Below are 16,533 nucleotides of genomic sequence, written 5' to 3' on the forward strand. Positions count from 1 at the left end.
AAGGATCAGGCGTCCTGCGCGTCTTCGATCTGCCGGGATGGGTCGGTCAACCCCATCTCGTGCAGCACGCGGATGGCCTGCGCGCGATTGCGCACGCCCAGTCGCCCCATGATGCGGGTCATGTGTGCCTTGACCGTGCGCAACTGCACGCCCAGCCGGTCGGCGATCTGCTTGTTGAGCAGCCCTTCGGCCACCAGGCTCAGCACCTTGTACTGATGCGCGGACAGGCTGGACAAGCGCGCGGCAAGATCGGCGTCCTTGCTGAAGGGGGCCACCCGCGCCACCGGCTCGCGCAGCAGCGCCGGTATCCAGCGCTCACCTTCCAGCACGGTCTGCAGTGCGGACTGCAGGTCAGTCAGGCCGGAGCTCTTGGGCAGGTACCCGGCTGCGCCCAGGTCGATGGCGCGGCGGATCACGTGCGGCTCTTCATTGGCCGAAACGATGATGATCGCCAGCCCCGGTTGCAGCGCACGTATGGTCGCCAGTCCGGCCAGGCCGTGGTTGCCCGGCATGTGCAGGTCCAGCAGCATCAGATCGATCTGCTGGCTCTCGATCGCTTCGAGCACGCCGTGCAGCGAATCGGCCTCGCTGATCTGCAGGTCAGCCACCGCCTCTTCGGCGGCGCGATGCAGCGCCGCGCGGAACAAGGGGTGGTCATCGGCGATGAGCAGGGTCGGCATGTCCAGCCGAGGTTAGCAAATCGCCCGCGCCTGGGCACGGGTACCAAGGTACGCTGGCGTGCGCCGCCCGGATGGTTAGGGTGGAGCAATGAACATCCACCGCCCCGTCATGCTGCTGTGCGCCGCGCTGCCATTGCTTCTGGGCAGCATCTCCAGCACCCACGCCGCCCCGCCCCGCCCCACTACCGCTGTTCCGGTGTTCGAGCAGTGGCGGGAAACCCAGCATCGCGACAGCGACGAACTGCTGACCGCAGGCCTGGGCATCGACGCCCTGCGCTCGGCCACCGCGCCGGCGTTTGCCAACCCGGCCCAGCCCACAGCCGAGGAAGCACGGCGTCGTGCGATCTGGAGCAGCTGGCGCGGCATCGCCGACCTGACACCCGGCGGCGGCTTTGGCGATGTCTACGGCAGCCTGCAGGCGGTACCCGGGCGCGAGTTCTCCGCCTATGCGCACGTTCCCGGCGCCCGCCATCCCCATCGGGTACTGGTGCAGGTGCCCGACAGCTTCGACGCCGCGCGGCGCTGCCTGGTCGTCGCGGCATCTTCCGGCTCGCGTGGCATCCATGGCGCGATCGCGGTTGCCGGCAGCTGGGGCCTGACACATGGCTGCGCGGTCGCCTATACCGACAAGGGCGCCGGCAGTGATTACTACGATCTGGACACCAAGGCCGGCTTCCAGGCAGACGGCACGCCAGCCAGCCAAGGCGCGTTGGCCTTCATTCCTGCGGGTGCGACCGCCACGCAGGGAATCGCCTTCAAACATGCCCATTCCGGTGACAACCCGGAAGCGGACTGGGGCCGCCATCTGCTGCAGGCGCTGCAGTTCGGCCTGCAGGCGCTGGACCGCGCCTATCCGCAAGCGGCCCCGTTCACTGCGGCCAATACACGCACGCTGGGCGTGGGCGTATCCAATGGCGGTGGCGCCGTGCTGCGCGCCGCGGAGATCGAAGGCGACTGGTTCGATGCGATGGTGGCCGGCGAACCCAATGTCTCGGTGGCCGGCGCACCAGCGCTGTATGACTTCGTCACCCAGGCCGCGTTGCTGATGCCCTGTGCCCTGCTGACCGAGGACGATCTACCACAACCGCCGATGCGGGCGCAGGCCGTGCCAGGGTGGACCCAGCGATGTGCCACGCTGAAATCCGCTGGGTTGGTGCAAGGCGATGACACTGCAGCACAGGCACGGTCGGCACGGCAGCAGCTGCTCGACGCGGGTTTGAGCGCCGATGCACTTCGCGCCGGCGCATTCTCCACCGGCTTCGATCTGTGGCGCGCCATCGCAGCGACTTACTCGTCAGCCTATGGACGCTACGCCACGGGCGAACATCCCTGCGCGTACAGCTTCTCGGCCGCCGGCACCGACGGCAGACCCCACGCGGCCACGGCCGAGGTTCGTGCAACCTGGTGGAGCGAGGGCAGTGGCATCCCGCCGGGCAGCGGCGTGGTTCTGGTGGACGGCAATGCCACCGGGGCAGCAGCTGATCCGCTGCGTGGCCTGAACTGCCTGCGTGCACTCGGCGAGGGCGACAGCGCCGACGCCCGACGGGTACGCGCCGGCATCACCGCAGCGACTGCCAAGGCGCCGCGTCGCGGCCTGCCGATCGTGGTGATCCATGGCCTGGACGACGGGCTGGTACCGATCAGCATGACCAGTGATCGCTACGTGCCACTTGCCCGCAAGGCCGGGGCGCAGATCGCCTATTGGCGGGTGAACAAGGCACAGCACTTCGACTCGCTGCTGGCCTTCCCGGACTACCGGAAGCGCTACGTCCCGCTGCTGCCCTACCTGTTCGCGGCGATGGACCAGGTGTGGGAACACCTTGAAGATCCAGCGCGAGCGCTGCCGCAGGATGCACTCATCCAGCCGAGCCCACGCGCGGAGGCGCCGCTGCTGCGCGAGCAGCTGTCCATTCCCGCGCCCCCCGGCCGCTGACGCGCCGCCCCATCAGGAAGATCACATGTCATTCGCCACCGCCGCAGACGCGCCCGCCGCCGAGCCTCAGGCCTACCCCCTGCTGATCAAGCAGCTGCTGCTGACACCTCTGGCAGTGCGTCCACGGCAGGAAATCGTCTACGGCGACAAGGTCCGCTTCGACTACCGCACCCTGCAGGCGCGCATCGGCCAGTTGGCCGGGCTGCTGACCTCGCTCGGGGTAAAGCGCGGCGATACCGTGGCGGTGATGGACTGGGACAGCAACCGCTACCTGGAGAGCTATTTCGCCGTGCCGATGATCGGAGCGGTGCTGATGATGGTGAACATCCGCCTGGCGCCCGAGCAGATTGCCTATACGCTCAATCACAGCGGTGCGCGGGTGATCCTGGCCAACCGCGAGTTCCTGCCGGTGCTGGACGCCATCGAAGAACAGCTGCCGGACATGCGCACACGCATCCTGCTGGATGATGATGAGGGCCCGCTGCCAGCGGGTTTCGCGACCGAGTATGAGGCCGGGCTGCGCGAGGCCACGCCCATCACCCGCTTCCCGGACTTCGACGAGAACACCCGCGCCACCACGTTCTATACGACCGGCACCACGGGCCTGCCCAAAGGCGTGTACTTCAGCCATCGGCAACTGGTACTGCACTCGCTTGCGGCGATGGCAGCCCTCGGCAGCGCGTCCAGCCAGGGCCGCCTGCACCGCGACGATGTCTACATGCCGATCACGCCGATGTTCCATGTCCATGCCTGGGGCATGCCGTACGTGGCCACGCTGCTGGGCATCAAGCAGGTCTACCCCGGTCGCTACCTGCCGGGCGCGTTGCTGGCGTTGATCGCCCGCGAGAAGGTGACGTTCTCGCACTGCGTGCCGACCATCCTGCATATGCTGCTGGGCCATCCCACCGCTGCCGATACCGACCTGCGCAACTGGAAGGTGATCATCGGTGGTGCAGCACTACCGCGGGCACTGGCGCAGCAGGCACTGGCCCGTGGCATCGACATCTTCGGTGGCTACGGCATGTCCGAAACCTGCCCGCTGCTCACCCTCGCGCAGATCGATGCCGACGCCGTGGACGGCCCGGACGAGGAGCTGTCCCTGCGCACCAAGGCCGGCATTCCGGTGCCGCTGGTTGACCTGCGCATCGTCGACGAACGCATGAATGATGTTGCCCACGATGGCATCGCCACCGGGGAAGTGGTGGTGCGCACGCCCTGGCTCACCCAGGGCTATCTGCACAATCCGGACGCTTCGACGGCGTTATGGGCCGGCGGTTACCTGCACACCGGGGACATCGGCAACATCGATGGCAGCGGCTACCTGCGCGTGACCGACCGCATCAAGGATGTGATCAAGACCGGTGGCGAGTGGATCTCCTCGCTCGCCCTGGAGGACATCATCGCCCTGCATCCGGCGGTCAACGAGGTCGCGGTCATCGGCATCAGCGATACGAAATGGGGCGAACGACCGCTGCCGTTGGTGGTCCGGCAGCATGGCAGCGATGTGACCGAGGCGGAGATCATCGAACTGGTCGCAGCACGCAGCCGCTCCGGTGATATCTCCCGCTACGCGATCCCCGACCGCGTCAGCTTCGTCGATTCGCTGGAACGCACCAGCGTGGGCAAGATCAACAAGAAGAAGCTGCGCAGCCTGCATGATGTGGGCGCAGCCACCGACGCAGGTTGACGCTGCGGCCTGCGGCCAACGGAGGGTCACTTCATTCCTCTACGTGGTCGCCCTGCGCGCCCGTCCCGCTGGCGCCGTGGAGGATCCAGCAGATCCATCAGCCTGAGCTGGTTGTCGGTGCAGGAAATGCCCTCAGGGCGTTGGGTGACACCCTCGATGATGCCCAGCAGGCGCGCTTCGTTCTCCTGCAGTTGCAGGATCAAGCGCCGGATCTCGGCCAGGCGCCTGCCCAGCGACTCGACCAGGCCTTGGTGATCGCACGCCTGCGTGCCCCCAGGCAGGAAATGCCGGATCTCATCAAGTGAGAAGCCGACGCGTTGCGCGTTGTCGATGATCTGCAGCACGCCCAATACGTCCGGGGAATAGATCCGGTAGCCGTTGCTCCCCCTGGGCGGCGCGCTGATCAGGCCTTCGGCCTCATAGAATCGGATGCGCGATGGGGCCAGGCCCGTGGCCTTGGCCAGATCCCCGATTTTCATCTTGACACTGCCCCTTGACCTTCAAGTTGACTTTAAACATACACTGCCGCGACCGTCAGCGTGAGAGGTTGCCGACGGCGGTCTGGCGAGCACCCGCGCGGCACTGAAATGCGGGCGCCCTGGGCTGAACTTCCACCCCGAGCGATCAGAGGCCCAGACGCCCAAGGAAAAGAGATGCAGACCATTCTGGGAGCAAACGGCCAGATCGCCCAGGAACTGGCGCGCGCGCTGAAGCGCACCTACACCGACGACCTTCGCCTGGTGAGCCGCACGCCGCGGCCGGTCAACACGGGCGACCAGCTTGTGCCGGCGGACCTGCTGGATGCAGAGCAGACGCTGAAAGCCGTTGAAGGCAGCGACATCGTCTATTTCACCGCAGGGCTGCCGCCGGATTCAGGGCTCTGGGAGCGGCAGTTTCCTTCCATGCTGAAGAACGCGCTGGATGCCGCCGTCGCCACCGGCGCTGCATTTGCGTACTTCGACAATACCTACATGTATCCGCAGACGGCGGCTGCGCAGACCGAGGACACCGTGTTCGCGCCGGCCGGCAGGAAGGCACGCGTGCGCGCAGAGATGGCGCGCATGGTCCTGGATGAGATGGCAGCCGGGCGCATCGCCGTCACCATCGCCCGAGCACCGGAATTCTATGGCCCGGGCAGCACGCAGAGCTTCACCAATGCCCTGATCATCGACAGGCTGAAGGCTGGCAAGTCGCCGCGCGTGCCACTGCGCGACGATACCCTCAGAACGCTGATCTGGACGCCCGACGCCAGTCGCGCGCTCGCACTGCTGGGCAATACGCCCGACGCGCAGAACCAGACGTGGCATCTGCCCTGCAGTGAGCCGAGATTGACCTATGCCCAGTTCGCCACCCTGGCCTGCACTGTGTTCGGCAGGCCGGACACCCATGCCACCCTCGGCAGGACTTCGCTGTACATCGCCGGCCTGTTCTCGAAAGGTGCGCGCGAGATTCGGGAGCTGCTGCCGCGCTATGAGCATGACAATCGCTTCGAATCCGGAAAGTTCAAGCAGCGCTTTCCCGACTTTCCCGTAACCAGCTACGACGCAGGACTGCGGCAGATCAAGCACGAATGGGAAACCCGAAAATGAGCCAGAGGCGTATCCGATGAACCGTCGCATCCTCCATGTTGTCACCAATGTCGCGCATTACGATGAGCCCAACCACAGGACCGGGCTCTGGTTGTCGGAACTGACGCATGCCTACGACCTGTTCGCCGGGCAAGGCCATGAACAGCACCTGGTCAGCCCACGTGGCGGGCACTCACCACTTGAGCCGCGCTCGCTGAAATGGCCGGCGCTGGACCATTCGGCGAAGGCATGGCTGCAGGATCCGGCGCGCATGGCACTGCTGGACAACACGCTCGCCCCCGACAACGTCGACGCTGCCGCGTACGACGCGATCTACTTCACCGGTGGGCATGCGGTGATGTGGGATTTCCCGGACAGCGAGGGCATCCAGAAAATCACCCGGGACATCCATGAGCAGGGCGGAATCGTCTCGGCGGTCTGCCACGGCTATTGCGGCCTGCTCAATACCCGGCTGAGCGATGGGCAGCTGCTGGTGCAGGGCCGGCGGCTAACAGGATTCTCCTGGACCGAGGAAATCCTGGCGGGTGTTTCCAGGCAGATGCCGTACAACGCGCAGGCGGAAATGTCCCGGCGAGGCGCCCTGTACGAGAAGGGACTACTGCCGTTCGTGCCGAAGGTGGTTGTCGATGGCAGGCTGGTCACCGGCCAGAATCCGCAGTCGGCCAAGGCGACGGCAAAGGCGGTTGCGGCGCTGCTGCGCACGTCCGGCTAGCACCGGCCATTGCCTTCCAGCGCAGCGTCTTCCAGCACGTCCTGGCGCTGGAAGGCGCAGCTCAGCGGCTGGACGCAGCTGGCAACCGGGCCAGCAGATCCGCCCGGCATGCATCCAGGATTTCGTCCGCCAGCGGCGATTCGTCCGGGCAGGACCTCGACAGCACCAGCGCGCCGACCGCTTGAGCCATCAGCGCAATCCTGCGCGCACGCGCCGCATCGTCCGGATCGCGCTGCGCCTGCCCCTCCTGCGTGGCCCGTGTTGCCAGCCTGGCCTCGATGCCGGCCGCAAAGGCAGCCTTGACCGCGTCCGTCTGCCGCGCCGCGTCGGTGCACAGCGCCGCCAGCGTGCAACCCTGGCCGGGCCCGTCGCGGTGCGCGCGGGACAGGTACTCGCTCACGAATGCCTGCACATCCAGATCAGCCACCGCTGCGGCCGAGCTGGTCAGGCCGCAGGCGGCTGCTTCGGCCATCAGGTCGGCCTTCGAGCCGAAATGCTTGTAGAAGCCGCCATGGGTGAAGCCAGCGGCGGCCATCAGGTCGGCCACCCCAACGCCGTCGTAGCCGCGCTCGCGGAACAGCGTGGAGGCGGTTTCGACGATGTGTGCACGGTTGGCCTGCGCCTGTGCCTTGGTGACCTTCATGAGCCTTCGCCCTTGGGAGTCCTGTCGCGTGTGGAGGGCACTTTAACACACATAGATTATATTCATCATCAAACTATTGACATCAATGATGATGGTCATCATCATTGATTCAGACCCCTCCTCCGTAGACGAGCCCACCCTCCCATGTCCGACGCCACGCTTTTCCAGCCCTATCCCCTCGGCCCGCTGACGCTGGCCAACCGCATCGTGATGGCACCGCTGACACGCAACCGCGCCGGCGAAGGCCTGGTACCCAGTCCGCTGGCCAGCATCTACTACGCCCAGCGCGCATCGGCAGGCCTGATCATCACCGAAGCCACCCAGGTCTCGGCGCAGGCGCAGGGCTACCAGGACACCCCGGGGCTGTACACGCAGGACCAGATCGACGGCTGGCGCACCGTCACCGATGCGGTGCACGCACGCGGCGGGCACATCTTCGTGCAGCTGTGGCACGTCGGCCGCATCTCGCACGTCGACCTGCAGCCCGGCAACGCCGCGCCGGTTTCCGCCTCGGCCCTCCGCGCGCAGACCAAGACCTTCGTCAACAATGGTTTCGTCGATGTGTCCGAGCCGCGCGCCCTGCACATCGACGAGCTGCCCGCCATCGTCGACGATTTCCGCCAGACCGCTGCCAACGCCATCGCAGCGGGTTTTGACGGCGTGGAGATCCACGGCGCCAACGGCTACCTGCTCGAACAGTTCATCAAGGACGGGGCCAACCAGCGCACCGACGCGTATGGCGGCTCGGTCGAGAACCGTGCCCGCCTCCTGCTTGAGGTGACCGCTGCGGTGGCGCGCGAAATCGGCGCTGACCGCACCGGCGTGCGCATTTCGCCGGTGTCGCCGGCCAACGCCATTTCCACCGTCAGCGATCCGCAGCCCCAGTACGACTACATCGTAGATCAACTCAGCGCGCTGGGCATTGTCTACCTGCATGTGGTCGAGGGCGCCACGGGTGGCCCGCGCGATGTGGCACCGTTCGACTTCGATGGGCTGCGCCGTCGCTTCAACGGCACCTACCTGGCCAACAACGGCTACGACCTGCAGCTGGCCAGCGCCCGTGTATCCGAAGGCAAGGCCGATCTGGTCGCCTTCGGTCGCCCGTTCATCAGCAACCCCGATCTGGTCGAGCGCCTCAAGCGCGGCGCAGCGCTGGCGGCACTGAACCCGGCCACGCTGTATGGCGGTGGCGCCGAAGGCTACACCGACTACCCCACCCTGGCTGAAGCGCACGCGCAGTAACGCGGCCGCCCGCATCCGACACGTCCCCCGTCCAGAGAGTCCATCATGTCCGTCCTCCCTTCCGTCCTCATCACCGGCGCTTCCAGCGGCATCGGTGCCACCTATGCCGACCGCTTCGCGCGGCGCGGGCATGACCTCGTCCTGGTCGCGCGTGACAGCGCCCGACTGGAAGCACTCGCCGCGCGACTGCGCCAAGAGACCGGCGTGGCGGTGGACATACTGCCGGCCGATCTCACTCAGGCTGACGCGCTGGCCACGGTCGAGGCACGGCTGCGCGACGATGCGCGCATCGGCATCCTCATCAACAATGCCGGTATCGCCCAGTCCGGCGACTTCCTCGCACAGTCGGCCGACGCCATCGACCGCCTGGTCACCCTGAACACCACCGCGCTCACGCGCTTGGCCGCCGCCATTGCGCCGCGGCTGGTCGGTGCCGGCAACGGCGCGATCGTCAACATCGGATCGGTGGTTGGCCTTGCACCGGAGTTCGGCATGTCCGTGTACGGCGCGAGCAAGGCGTACGTGCTGTTCCTGTCGCAGGGCCTGAGCCAGGAACTGGCCCCGAAGGGCGTCCATGTGCAGGCCGTGCTGCCCGCTGCGACGCGCACCGAGATCTGGGAACGCGCCGGTATCGACATCACCACGCTTGCTGAAGTGATGGACGTGGGCGAACTGGTCGATGCAGCGCTGGTCGGCTTCGATCGTCGCGAAACGGTGACCATTCCGCCGCTGCACGTGGCCGAACGCTGGGACACGCTGGATGGCGCACGTCAGGCCCTGCTCGGCGACATCCGCCAGGCGCACGCCGCAGAGCGCTACCGCACCGGCGCCTGAGGCCGGCCTCCGTTGCATCCACCCGGCCCCATCACTGCAGGAACCGCCCGCCATGAAAGCCTTCATCATTGACCGCTACAGCAGCAAGGACATCGGCCGCATCGCCGACGTGCCCGAGCCGCATGTGGGCGACGACGATGTCCTGATCCGGGTTCATGCCGCAGGCGTGAATGCACTGGACAGCAAGATCAGGCACGGCGAGTTCAAACAGATCCTGCCCTATCGCTTTCCGTTGATCCTGGGCAACGATGTGGCCGGGACGGTGGTGCGGGTCGGCGATCGCGCAGGCCGGTTCAAGCCGGGCGACCAGGTGTATGCCCGCCCGGACGATGATCGCATCGGCGGATTTGCGGAGTACATCGCGGTCAAGGCCTCCTCGGTCGCACCAATACCGAAGAACCTTGGCATGGTCGAGGCGGCCTCCCTGCCACTGGTGGCACTGACCGCCTGGCAGGTGCTGGTCGAAACCGCAGCATTGAAGAAGGGACAACGGGTCTTCATCCAGGCCGGCTCCGGTGGCGTCGGCACGATTGCGATCCAGCTTGCCAAGCACCTGGGCGCCTTCGTCGCCACCACCACCAGCACGGCCAACGTTGCCTGGGTGAAGGCACTGGGTGCGGACGTCGTCATCGATTACCGGCAGCAGGACTTCGCTGCCGTGCTGCGTGACTACGACGTGGTCCTCAACAGCCTCGGCAGCGAGGAACTCGATCGATCCCTCGGCATCCTCAAGCCCGGCGGGCACCTGATTTCCATTTCCGGGCCACCCACGCCGGCATTCGGTGCGGCAAGAGGATTGGCCTGGCCGCTGCGGCAGGTGCTGCGCCTGTTGAGTCTTCGCATCCGCCGCAAGGCCGCGCGCAGGAACATCCGGTACAGCTTCGTGTTCATGCGTGCTGATGGGCAACAGCTGGAACAGGTCACGGCAATGGTCGAGTCAGGCGCCCTGCGCCCGGTGGTGGACACGGTCTTTCCCTTCGAGGAAACCGGCAGAGCATTGGCCTACATGGACGGCGGCCGCGCCAAGGGCAAGGTGGTGGTGCAGATGGTGCAGACACGGCACGTGCAGCCCTGAGGAGTACGCTGAGCGGACAAGGAGCGTCCCGATACAGGACGGCCGGCAAGCGTTGACTCCAGCACGTGGTGGCGACCGTGCGCACAGGGAGTGCCCGCGCCCGCATCCGCGGGCGCGGCATGGATTCAATGCAACGGCACCTTCAGCACAGATGGTGCGGACGCGGGCGAACTGAAGGTCACCGCCCCGCCCAACTGGCTGATGCCTGCATAGCGCAGGTCCACCGTATCGACCACCAGCGTCAGCCGGCTGCCCGCCGGAATGTTCCAGCTGCTCGCTTCCAGGCGCAGATCGAGGGTGGTCGCCTGGCCCGGCGCAACGCCTCGCAGGGTGTAGGGCTTGTGGCTGATCAGCTGGCCATTGCCCAGCACATCTTCCGCGTACAGATAGGCATACAGCGTGGTGTTGGCGCGGCTGGGGGTAACGGTCACCCGTACTTCCGGCGCGCCGTCCAGGCGGCGTGCGTTCCAGTACACCGGCCCCTGCCAGACACCTGCGGCGTTGCGCCCGATGAAAGGCACGTACGCACCCGGCGGAAGGTTGATCATCTGCAGCGAGCCGGACACCATCGCCACGCCGGAATTGGCGGCGGTAGCCAGGCCACTGCCGATGCGGTAGTTCCAGCCATTGCTGCGCCCATTCTCAACCAGCCCCCCGGTGGGCAGAAGCAGGCCGCCGGGCGCGGTCAACGCGTAGCTGACCGCACCACTGTTGGTGGCCTGCCAGTTCGGGTAGCTGCTCCAGCTGCCGTTCTGCGACTTCAGCTGCACCGCCGGTTCGCGGTCGATGCCGTTGGCCACGCCCTTGAGGTAGTGGTCGAACCAGTCGCCTGCCGAGTCGTAGACCTCGTTGGGAATGCCCAGCGCGCCCAAGGCCTCGTTGAGGGCATGGTCGCCGTGGCGCAGTTGCAGCTGCTTGGGGCCTTTCAGCTGGTTGAAGAAGTCCACCAGCTGACCCGGCGGGAACAGGCTGTCGTTGAAGGCGTTGGCCAGGAACACGGCCGGCTGGTTGGCGTTGATCTCGCTGATGCTCGCAGCGGGGCTGCGGATGGCGGCCACGGGCAGCAGCGATTCCACTGCACCCTGGTAGTTGCCGACCACCACGTTGCGGTTGATCGTGGCCAGCTCTGCCCCGGGTCGGCCGGTGACCAGGCCGGCGGCCACCAGCAGCGCGATTCCCTGTGCGCTGGGGGTGTCGTTGGCGTACAGCGACGCCTGCAGGTCGGCCCATCCGCTGAGGGCGGCCACCGCCTTGATGCGGGGATCGCGTGCCGCCGCCAGCAGGCTGGTGCCGGCGCCGTAGGAGATGCCCGAGACGCCGATCCGCGCCGGGTCGGCCTGGGTGTTGTCCAGCGCCCAGTCGATCAATGCGCTGACATCCTCGACCGTGGCCGGCCCGGCAATATCGATGGCCCCGCCGGACTCCCAGAAGCCGCGCGAGCTGTAACTGATGACCACGTAGCCGCGCTTGGCCAGCGACTGTGCCACCCCCACGTACTCCACGCTGGGAACGGCCCAGCTGCTGGGCATCACCAGCAGCGGGTACTTGCCGCCACCTGCGTCCTGGGGTTCGATGACAAAGACCCCGAGGGGCGTGCCGTCCCAGCTGGGAAGGGTGCGGTGGGTGGTCTTGACCGTGGCAGCCCAGGCGGTGGGCGCTAGTCCGGTCAGCAGGATCAACAGCAGCAATACCTTGCGCATCGTCGTCTCTCCCCGTCGTTGGTGGTGCAACGGGCAGGACCGTACCAGTGCGAATGGTGGCTTACACCTTGCGTTGCAGCATGGGGCGCACGTTCGGCACCCCATGCTGCAGGCCCAGATGCGCCTACAGCGTTGCCTGCGCCTGCAGGGTGAACACCCAGCTGTCGGGTCGGCTGGCATAGGCGCCGGGCCGTGCCACGTACTGCACCGCCGGCCGCAGCACCAGCCACGGGGCGACCTGCACGCCGTAGTTCAGCTCGACGAACTGCTCGTTGCTCTGCACATCCTTTCCGGTCAGCTGCTGATGGCGGGCGAGCCGGTCGGAGATGTCCAGCCGGTTCCAGGCGAGGCTGAGCACATCATCCTCGCGCGATGCGATCACGCCACGCCAGCTCACGCCCGCTTCCCACGAGTAGCGCATGAGCCCTGTTTTTGCGTCGGCACGGGTAGCCACGCCGAACACCGAAATGCCGCGCACCGTGTCACCCTCGGGCTTCCACACCCGCTGTGCGGCCTGCACGTACGAACCGCTGCGATGCGAAGCGCGAGGTGCCGTCGGGTCACCGATGTCATCGGCGTTGGAGGTATCCAGGTAGTAGCCGACCTTGTAGGTACCGCCATAGTCCTCGCCGGACTTGCCATGGCTGTAGCCCAGCTCGACCGGCAGGAACAGGCCGGTCTTTCCCTTCGTCGAAACACGGAAGCCACTGTTGGCCTGCTTGCGCGTCGGGTTGACGTCGTAGATGCCGGTCTGTGCGTACCAGCCCGAGGGATCGTTCCACTTTACCCGCAGGCCCCACTGGCCCGTCGGGTTGTCCAGCCACCCGGAGCTGTAGATCGGGCCCAGCGGATGCCCGCACTGGCCGTTGTTGTTGAAATTGCAGGTGTAGGGCAAGCCACCGAAGTCGTTGCCCATCGAGTAGAAGCCACCCTTCAGGCTCAACCGCTTGCCCAGCAGCAAACGCTCGTAGGAGAGCTCGTTGAAACGCAGGTTCTGGCCCTGGCCATAGAAGGCCTGGTTCTGGATGTAGGAACCGGTGGATCGTTCGTTGATGGCGTTGCCGAAGCGATCGGAGAACACCACGCGCAGGGTGCCGTCGAAGCCGAATGCCTTGCCGGTGTCGATCGTCGCGCCCAGGTCGATGTGCTCGGCGGTGGACCAGCCGCTGCCCTTGTATCCATCGCTGTTGACGCCGCTGCCGATCACGATGCGCGCACTCGGCGTGACACCGCGGTCCTGCAGCCAGAGGCGCGCCGCCCAATCTGCGCTCAGCGGCGTCTGCGCGACGCTGTCGACCGATTTGGGCTTGGCGGTGGCACTGGATTCGGCAGCCGACACCGACCCGTTGACGATGAAGGCAAGCAGCCCGATGCCGGTCAAGGATACGAAATTCATGCGACCGCCCTCCGTGCCTTTCGGGTCTTCCAGGCGCGTCGCACCAGCAGCACGATGCCTACCAACGCCAGCACGGCAAGGATGAGCATCGGCAGCCACAAGCGTGCAATCTTCGCCAGAAGTGGCTTCTCGCCGCCGGCACGGGTCAGCGCAACCTGCGCCTCGGTGACCTGGTCGCCTGGCCCGAACTGCGTGCGCACGTAGGTCGCAACGGCTGCGATATCGGCGTCACTCAGGTCCTGTACGAACGAGCCTTTCGAGAAGTGCGGCATCAACGCGTGTTCGCCGTGCACATCGCGGTCAATGCCGCCGATGATGGTGGCGATCAGGTTCTGCGGGCGGGTCATGCCGACGGTGGTGTTGTGCACCAGGGAGGGGTAGTACCCGTCCCTGCTGCCCTCGCCGCGCGAACCGTGGCAGCTTGCACACAGGCCCGAATACAGCACACCGCCCGAGGCCAATGCAGCACTCGTTCCGCGTACCGGCTGCTCACCCGGCGCCGTGGCGGCGTCTCCCCACGCGAAGGCTGGCCGGGTGGCCTCAGGATCGGCCACGGCCGGCACCGTGCGCAGGTAGTCGACGATGGCGGCGATGTCCTCGTCCTGCAGCTTGGACAGGCTGTTGCTCACCGCTTCGGCCATGCCGCCGCCGGCCTGCGCCTTGCCGTCGACGCGGCCGGTCTTCAGGTACTGGGCCAGCTCGGCATCGCTCCAACCCCCGATACCGCTGGTGGGGTGGGAGGTGATGTTGGGGGCGTACCAGTCACCCAGCGATCCGCCGGCGAAGGCCTTGCCGTCCACCTCCTGCATCATCAGCCCGCGCGGGCTGTGGCAGCTGGAGCAATGCGCCAGGCCCTCCACCAGATAGGCGCCGCGATTCCACTGCGCGCTCCTGCCCGCATCGGGGGTGAACGTTTCCTTGTCCAGGAACAGCAGGTTCCACACCGCCATGGACTGGCGGATGCTGAAGGGGAACGGCAGCTCGGTCGCGTGAGCTTCCTCATCGACCGGCGCCACCTCCTTCATGAAGTAGGTATACAGCGCGTGGATGTCCTCGTCGGTCAGCTTGGCATAGGAGGTATAGGGCATCGCCGGATAAAGATGGGCGCCATCCTTGCGCACGCCTTCACGTACCGCCCTGGCGAAATCACTTTCGCTGTAGAGGCCGATGCCATGGCTTCTGGAGGGCGTGATGTTGCTTGCCCATATCTCACCCAGCGGCGAGGCAATCGCGTAGCCGCCTGCGTAGGGTTTGCCCTGCCTGGGGCTGGTGTGGCATGCCACGCAGTCCGCAGCGACCGAGAGGTAGCGCCCACGTTCGGCAACCTCGTCGGCGCGCGCGGATTGACTGGCTGCGGCCAGCAGCATCAGCAGAGCCGAGGCGAAGGTCTTCATGCGGCACGCTCGATGGCATCTGCCGCCTTCAGCGCAAGCGCGGCCATGGTCAAGGTGCTGTTGACCACGCTGGCCGACACCATCGGGCCGCCGCCCGGGAGCCACAGGTTGGGATGATCGTGTGCGCGGCAATCGCCATCGACCACCGAATCGCGCGGGTCAGCGCCCATGATGGTCGAGCCCATGATGTGGTTGTTGGCGTTGAGCGCCGTGGTGATGACGAATTCCTCGGCGTTGAACAGCGAGCCGATGTGACGCAACTGCTTGCAGGACTCGTCATAGCCCTTGCGGGCGTAGTCGCCCAGCGAGTAGTGGATATCCGGGCAGGCCAGGCCGTGGCCATCCACCCGCGTTTTCGACAGCGTCAACCGGTTGCTGGGATCCGGCAAAGGTTCCAGGCTGATCGAAAGATCCACGCCGAAGACCGCACGGCGGCGGATCTCCGCATCCAGCGCGTCGCCGACCAGGCCTTTCTTCAGCGCCTGGTCGGTGGCGATCGCCACCCGGCTGATGTTGTTGAGGATGATCTTGGTGGCCGAGTACTGCGAGCGGAAAGCGCCGTCTCGCGGGCCAACCATGCAGCTGGACTGCGCCGGTCCACGGCCCAGCCAGATCGGCCTGTCGGCAATGAACGAGCAGTGGAAACCGGAATGGTCGAGCATGTTGCGCCCCACCTGGTCGGAACTGTTGGCGATGCCGTTCGGGTTCTGCTCATTGGCGGCAAGCAGCAGCAGACGCGGCGTCTCCAGTGCGTTGCACGCAATCACGAAACTGCGGCCGGTGGCCTTGTGGCTGACCTTGTTGTTGTCATACCAGTGGATGGCCGTGACCCGGTTCTGCGCGTCGGTATCGATCTTGTAGGCCACTGCTTCGGCCAGCACCTGCGCACCCAGTTTCTCGGCCGCTTCGATGGTATGGATGCCGTTGTACATCGCGCCGATCGGGCAGATCGGCTGGCAGTTGTTGTTGCCGCAGCAGGCGGGCCGGTCATTCCAGGGCGTGACCATGCGACCCTGCGGAATGGGCACCAGGTTGTAGCCGTGCGGATTGACCACCTCGGCGAACACCTTGTCACCGTTGCCCCAGGGAATCATGTCGGCGAGGTAGGGCCTGGATCGCTCGGAGGGGCTCTGCTTGTCCGGATCATTCGGCCCGGAGACGCCCATCGCCTCCTCGGCGCGGCAGTAATAAGGTTCGATGTCGTCGTAGCTGATCGGCCAGTCGCGCCCCACCCCGTAGGTGCTCTGCATCCTGAAGTCCACCGGCAGGTGGCGCCAGCAGGAGGCGGCCCAGTGCCAGGTGGTGCCACCGACGGCCTTGATGAAGCCCTGATGGAAGCTGCTGGCGTCGGGGCCGGTCAGGCCCACGTAGTCGTTGGCCGGGAAGTACAGCGGCGCGGTGGCAAGCGGTGACTGCGGATACGGCCCCTGGAAATCACTGCCGATGCGCCGTTCGAAGCTGACGTTGCGCCAGTTCTCGACCACGTCGGAACGATGCAGGCGGGGGCCCGCCTCCAGCACAAGAACCGATTTCCCGGCACGAACCAACTGGTGGGCGATCAATGCGCCGACGACGCCCGAACCGACGATCACAACATCGGCATCGGCGTCGCCATCACGGAAAACCGGAGCTTTCATGAGGGGAATCC

14 protein-coding genes are annotated in these 16,533 nt (G+C 66.2%); 7 read left to right on the plus strand and 7 right to left on the minus strand.

Going from position 1 to position 16,533, the window contains the following annotated elements; genetic code table 11:
- Nucleotides 1-5: 5 nt before the first annotated feature.
- Nucleotides 6-680 carry a response regulator transcription factor gene (locus LMF57_RS10365; protein ID WP_025874518.1) on the minus strand — a complete coding sequence of 225 codons (675 nt, stop codon included), beginning with the start codon at nt 678-680 and terminating at the stop codon, nt 6-8.
- An 88-nt stretch (nt 681-768) separates the two neighbouring features.
- On the opposite strand from LMF57_RS10365, the gene LMF57_RS10370 reads away from it, so the two are divergent.
- Together LMF57_RS10370 and LMF57_RS10375 are read left to right on the plus strand one after the other, a co-directional pair.
- The gene (locus LMF57_RS10370) at nt 769-2,613 is read left to right on the plus strand and encodes a D-(-)-3-hydroxybutyrate oligomer hydrolase (protein WP_229289792.1); all 1,845 of its coding nucleotides are present in this window, start codon (nt 769-771) and stop codon (nt 2,611-2,613) included.
- 25 nt (nt 2,614-2,638) lie between these two features.
- Nucleotides 2,639-4,300 carry a fatty acid--CoA ligase gene (locus LMF57_RS10375; RefSeq protein ID WP_229289793.1) on the plus strand — a complete coding sequence of 554 codons (1,662 nt, stop codon included), beginning with the start codon at nt 2,639-2,641 and terminating at the stop codon, nt 4,298-4,300.
- 26 nt (nt 4,301-4,326) lie between these two features.
- Here LMF57_RS10375 and LMF57_RS10380 read toward each other — a convergent pair whose 3' ends face one another.
- Nucleotides 4,327-4,779, minus strand: coding sequence for a MerR family transcriptional regulator (locus LMF57_RS10380; RefSeq protein WP_117310451.1), 453 nt, complete (start codon nt 4,777-4,779; stop codon nt 4,327-4,329).
- Between the two features lie 174 nt (nt 4,780-4,953).
- Here LMF57_RS10380 and LMF57_RS10385 point away from each other — a divergent pair, with 174 nt between their 5' ends.
- The gene (locus tag LMF57_RS10385) at nt 4,954-5,889 is read left to right on the plus strand and encodes an NAD-dependent epimerase/dehydratase family protein (protein ID WP_229289794.1); all 936 of its coding nucleotides are present in this window, start codon (nt 4,954-4,956) and stop codon (nt 5,887-5,889) included.
- Between the two features lie 16 nt (nt 5,890-5,905).
- Nucleotides 5,906-6,601: a type 1 glutamine amidotransferase domain-containing protein gene (locus tag LMF57_RS10390; protein ID WP_229289795.1), complete on the plus strand. Its 696-nt coding sequence runs from the start codon at nt 5,906-5,908 to the stop codon at nt 6,599-6,601.
- A 61-nt stretch (nt 6,602-6,662) separates the two neighbouring features.
- On the opposite strand, the gene LMF57_RS10395 is transcribed toward LMF57_RS10390, so the two are convergent.
- The gene (locus LMF57_RS10395) at nt 6,663-7,244 is read right to left on the minus strand and encodes a TetR family transcriptional regulator (RefSeq protein ID WP_025874512.1); all 582 of its coding nucleotides are present in this window, start codon (nt 7,242-7,244) and stop codon (nt 6,663-6,665) included.
- A gap of 144 nt (nt 7,245-7,388) precedes the next feature.
- Between LMF57_RS10395 and LMF57_RS10400 the strand changes: the two genes are divergently transcribed.
- From LMF57_RS10400 to LMF57_RS10410, 3 genes are read left to right on the plus strand one after another with little or no spacing between them, the layout of a single operon-like run.
- Complete coding sequence (locus LMF57_RS10400) at nt 7,389-8,486, plus strand: alkene reductase (protein ID WP_229289796.1); 1,098 nt, start codon at nt 7,389-7,391, stop codon at nt 8,484-8,486.
- Nucleotides 8,487-8,531: 45 nt separating this feature from the next.
- Nucleotides 8,532-9,320 (plus strand): SDR family oxidoreductase, encoded by a 789-nt coding sequence (locus LMF57_RS10405; RefSeq protein ID WP_164279923.1) that lies wholly within the window; start codon nt 8,532-8,534, stop codon nt 9,318-9,320.
- Nucleotides 9,321-9,372: 52 nt separating this feature from the next.
- Complete coding sequence (locus LMF57_RS10410; protein ID WP_229289797.1) at nt 9,373-10,395, plus strand: NADP-dependent oxidoreductase; 1,023 nt, start codon at nt 9,373-9,375, stop codon at nt 10,393-10,395.
- 125 nt (nt 10,396-10,520) lie between these two features.
- Here LMF57_RS10410 and LMF57_RS10415 read toward each other — a convergent pair whose 3' ends face one another.
- The 4 genes from LMF57_RS10415 to LMF57_RS10430 all read right to left on the minus strand — a co-directional run bounded on the left by LMF57_RS10415 (nt 10,521) and on the right by LMF57_RS10430 (nt 16,522).
- Nucleotides 10,521-12,095, minus strand: coding sequence for a CocE/NonD family hydrolase (locus LMF57_RS10415; RefSeq protein ID WP_229289798.1), 1,575 nt, complete (start codon nt 12,093-12,095; stop codon nt 10,521-10,523).
- Between the two features lie 124 nt (nt 12,096-12,219).
- On the minus strand, nt 12,220-13,491 hold the full coding sequence (locus LMF57_RS10420; protein ID WP_229289799.1) for a carbohydrate porin: 1,272 nt from the start codon (nt 13,489-13,491) through the stop codon (nt 12,220-12,222).
- The gene (locus LMF57_RS10425) at nt 13,488-14,885 is read right to left on the minus strand and encodes a c-type cytochrome (protein WP_229289800.1); all 1,398 of its coding nucleotides are present in this window, start codon (nt 14,883-14,885) and stop codon (nt 13,488-13,490) included. Before LMF57_RS10425 ends, LMF57_RS10420 begins: the two co-directional genes overlap by 4 nt.
- Nucleotides 14,882-16,522, minus strand: a complete 1,641-nt coding sequence (locus tag LMF57_RS10430) for a GMC family oxidoreductase (RefSeq protein WP_032974706.1) — start codon at nt 16,520-16,522, stop codon at nt 14,882-14,884. The genes LMF57_RS10425 and LMF57_RS10430 overlap by 4 nt, the downstream gene beginning before the upstream one ends.
- Between the last annotated feature and the right edge of the window lie 11 nt (nt 16,523-16,533).

The sequence above is a fragment of the Stenotrophomonas sp. SI-NJAU-1 genome, assembly GCF_020883215.1.
In the GTDB taxonomy this organism is placed as follows: Bacteria; Pseudomonadota; Gammaproteobacteria; order Xanthomonadales; family Xanthomonadaceae; genus Stenotrophomonas; species Stenotrophomonas indicatrix.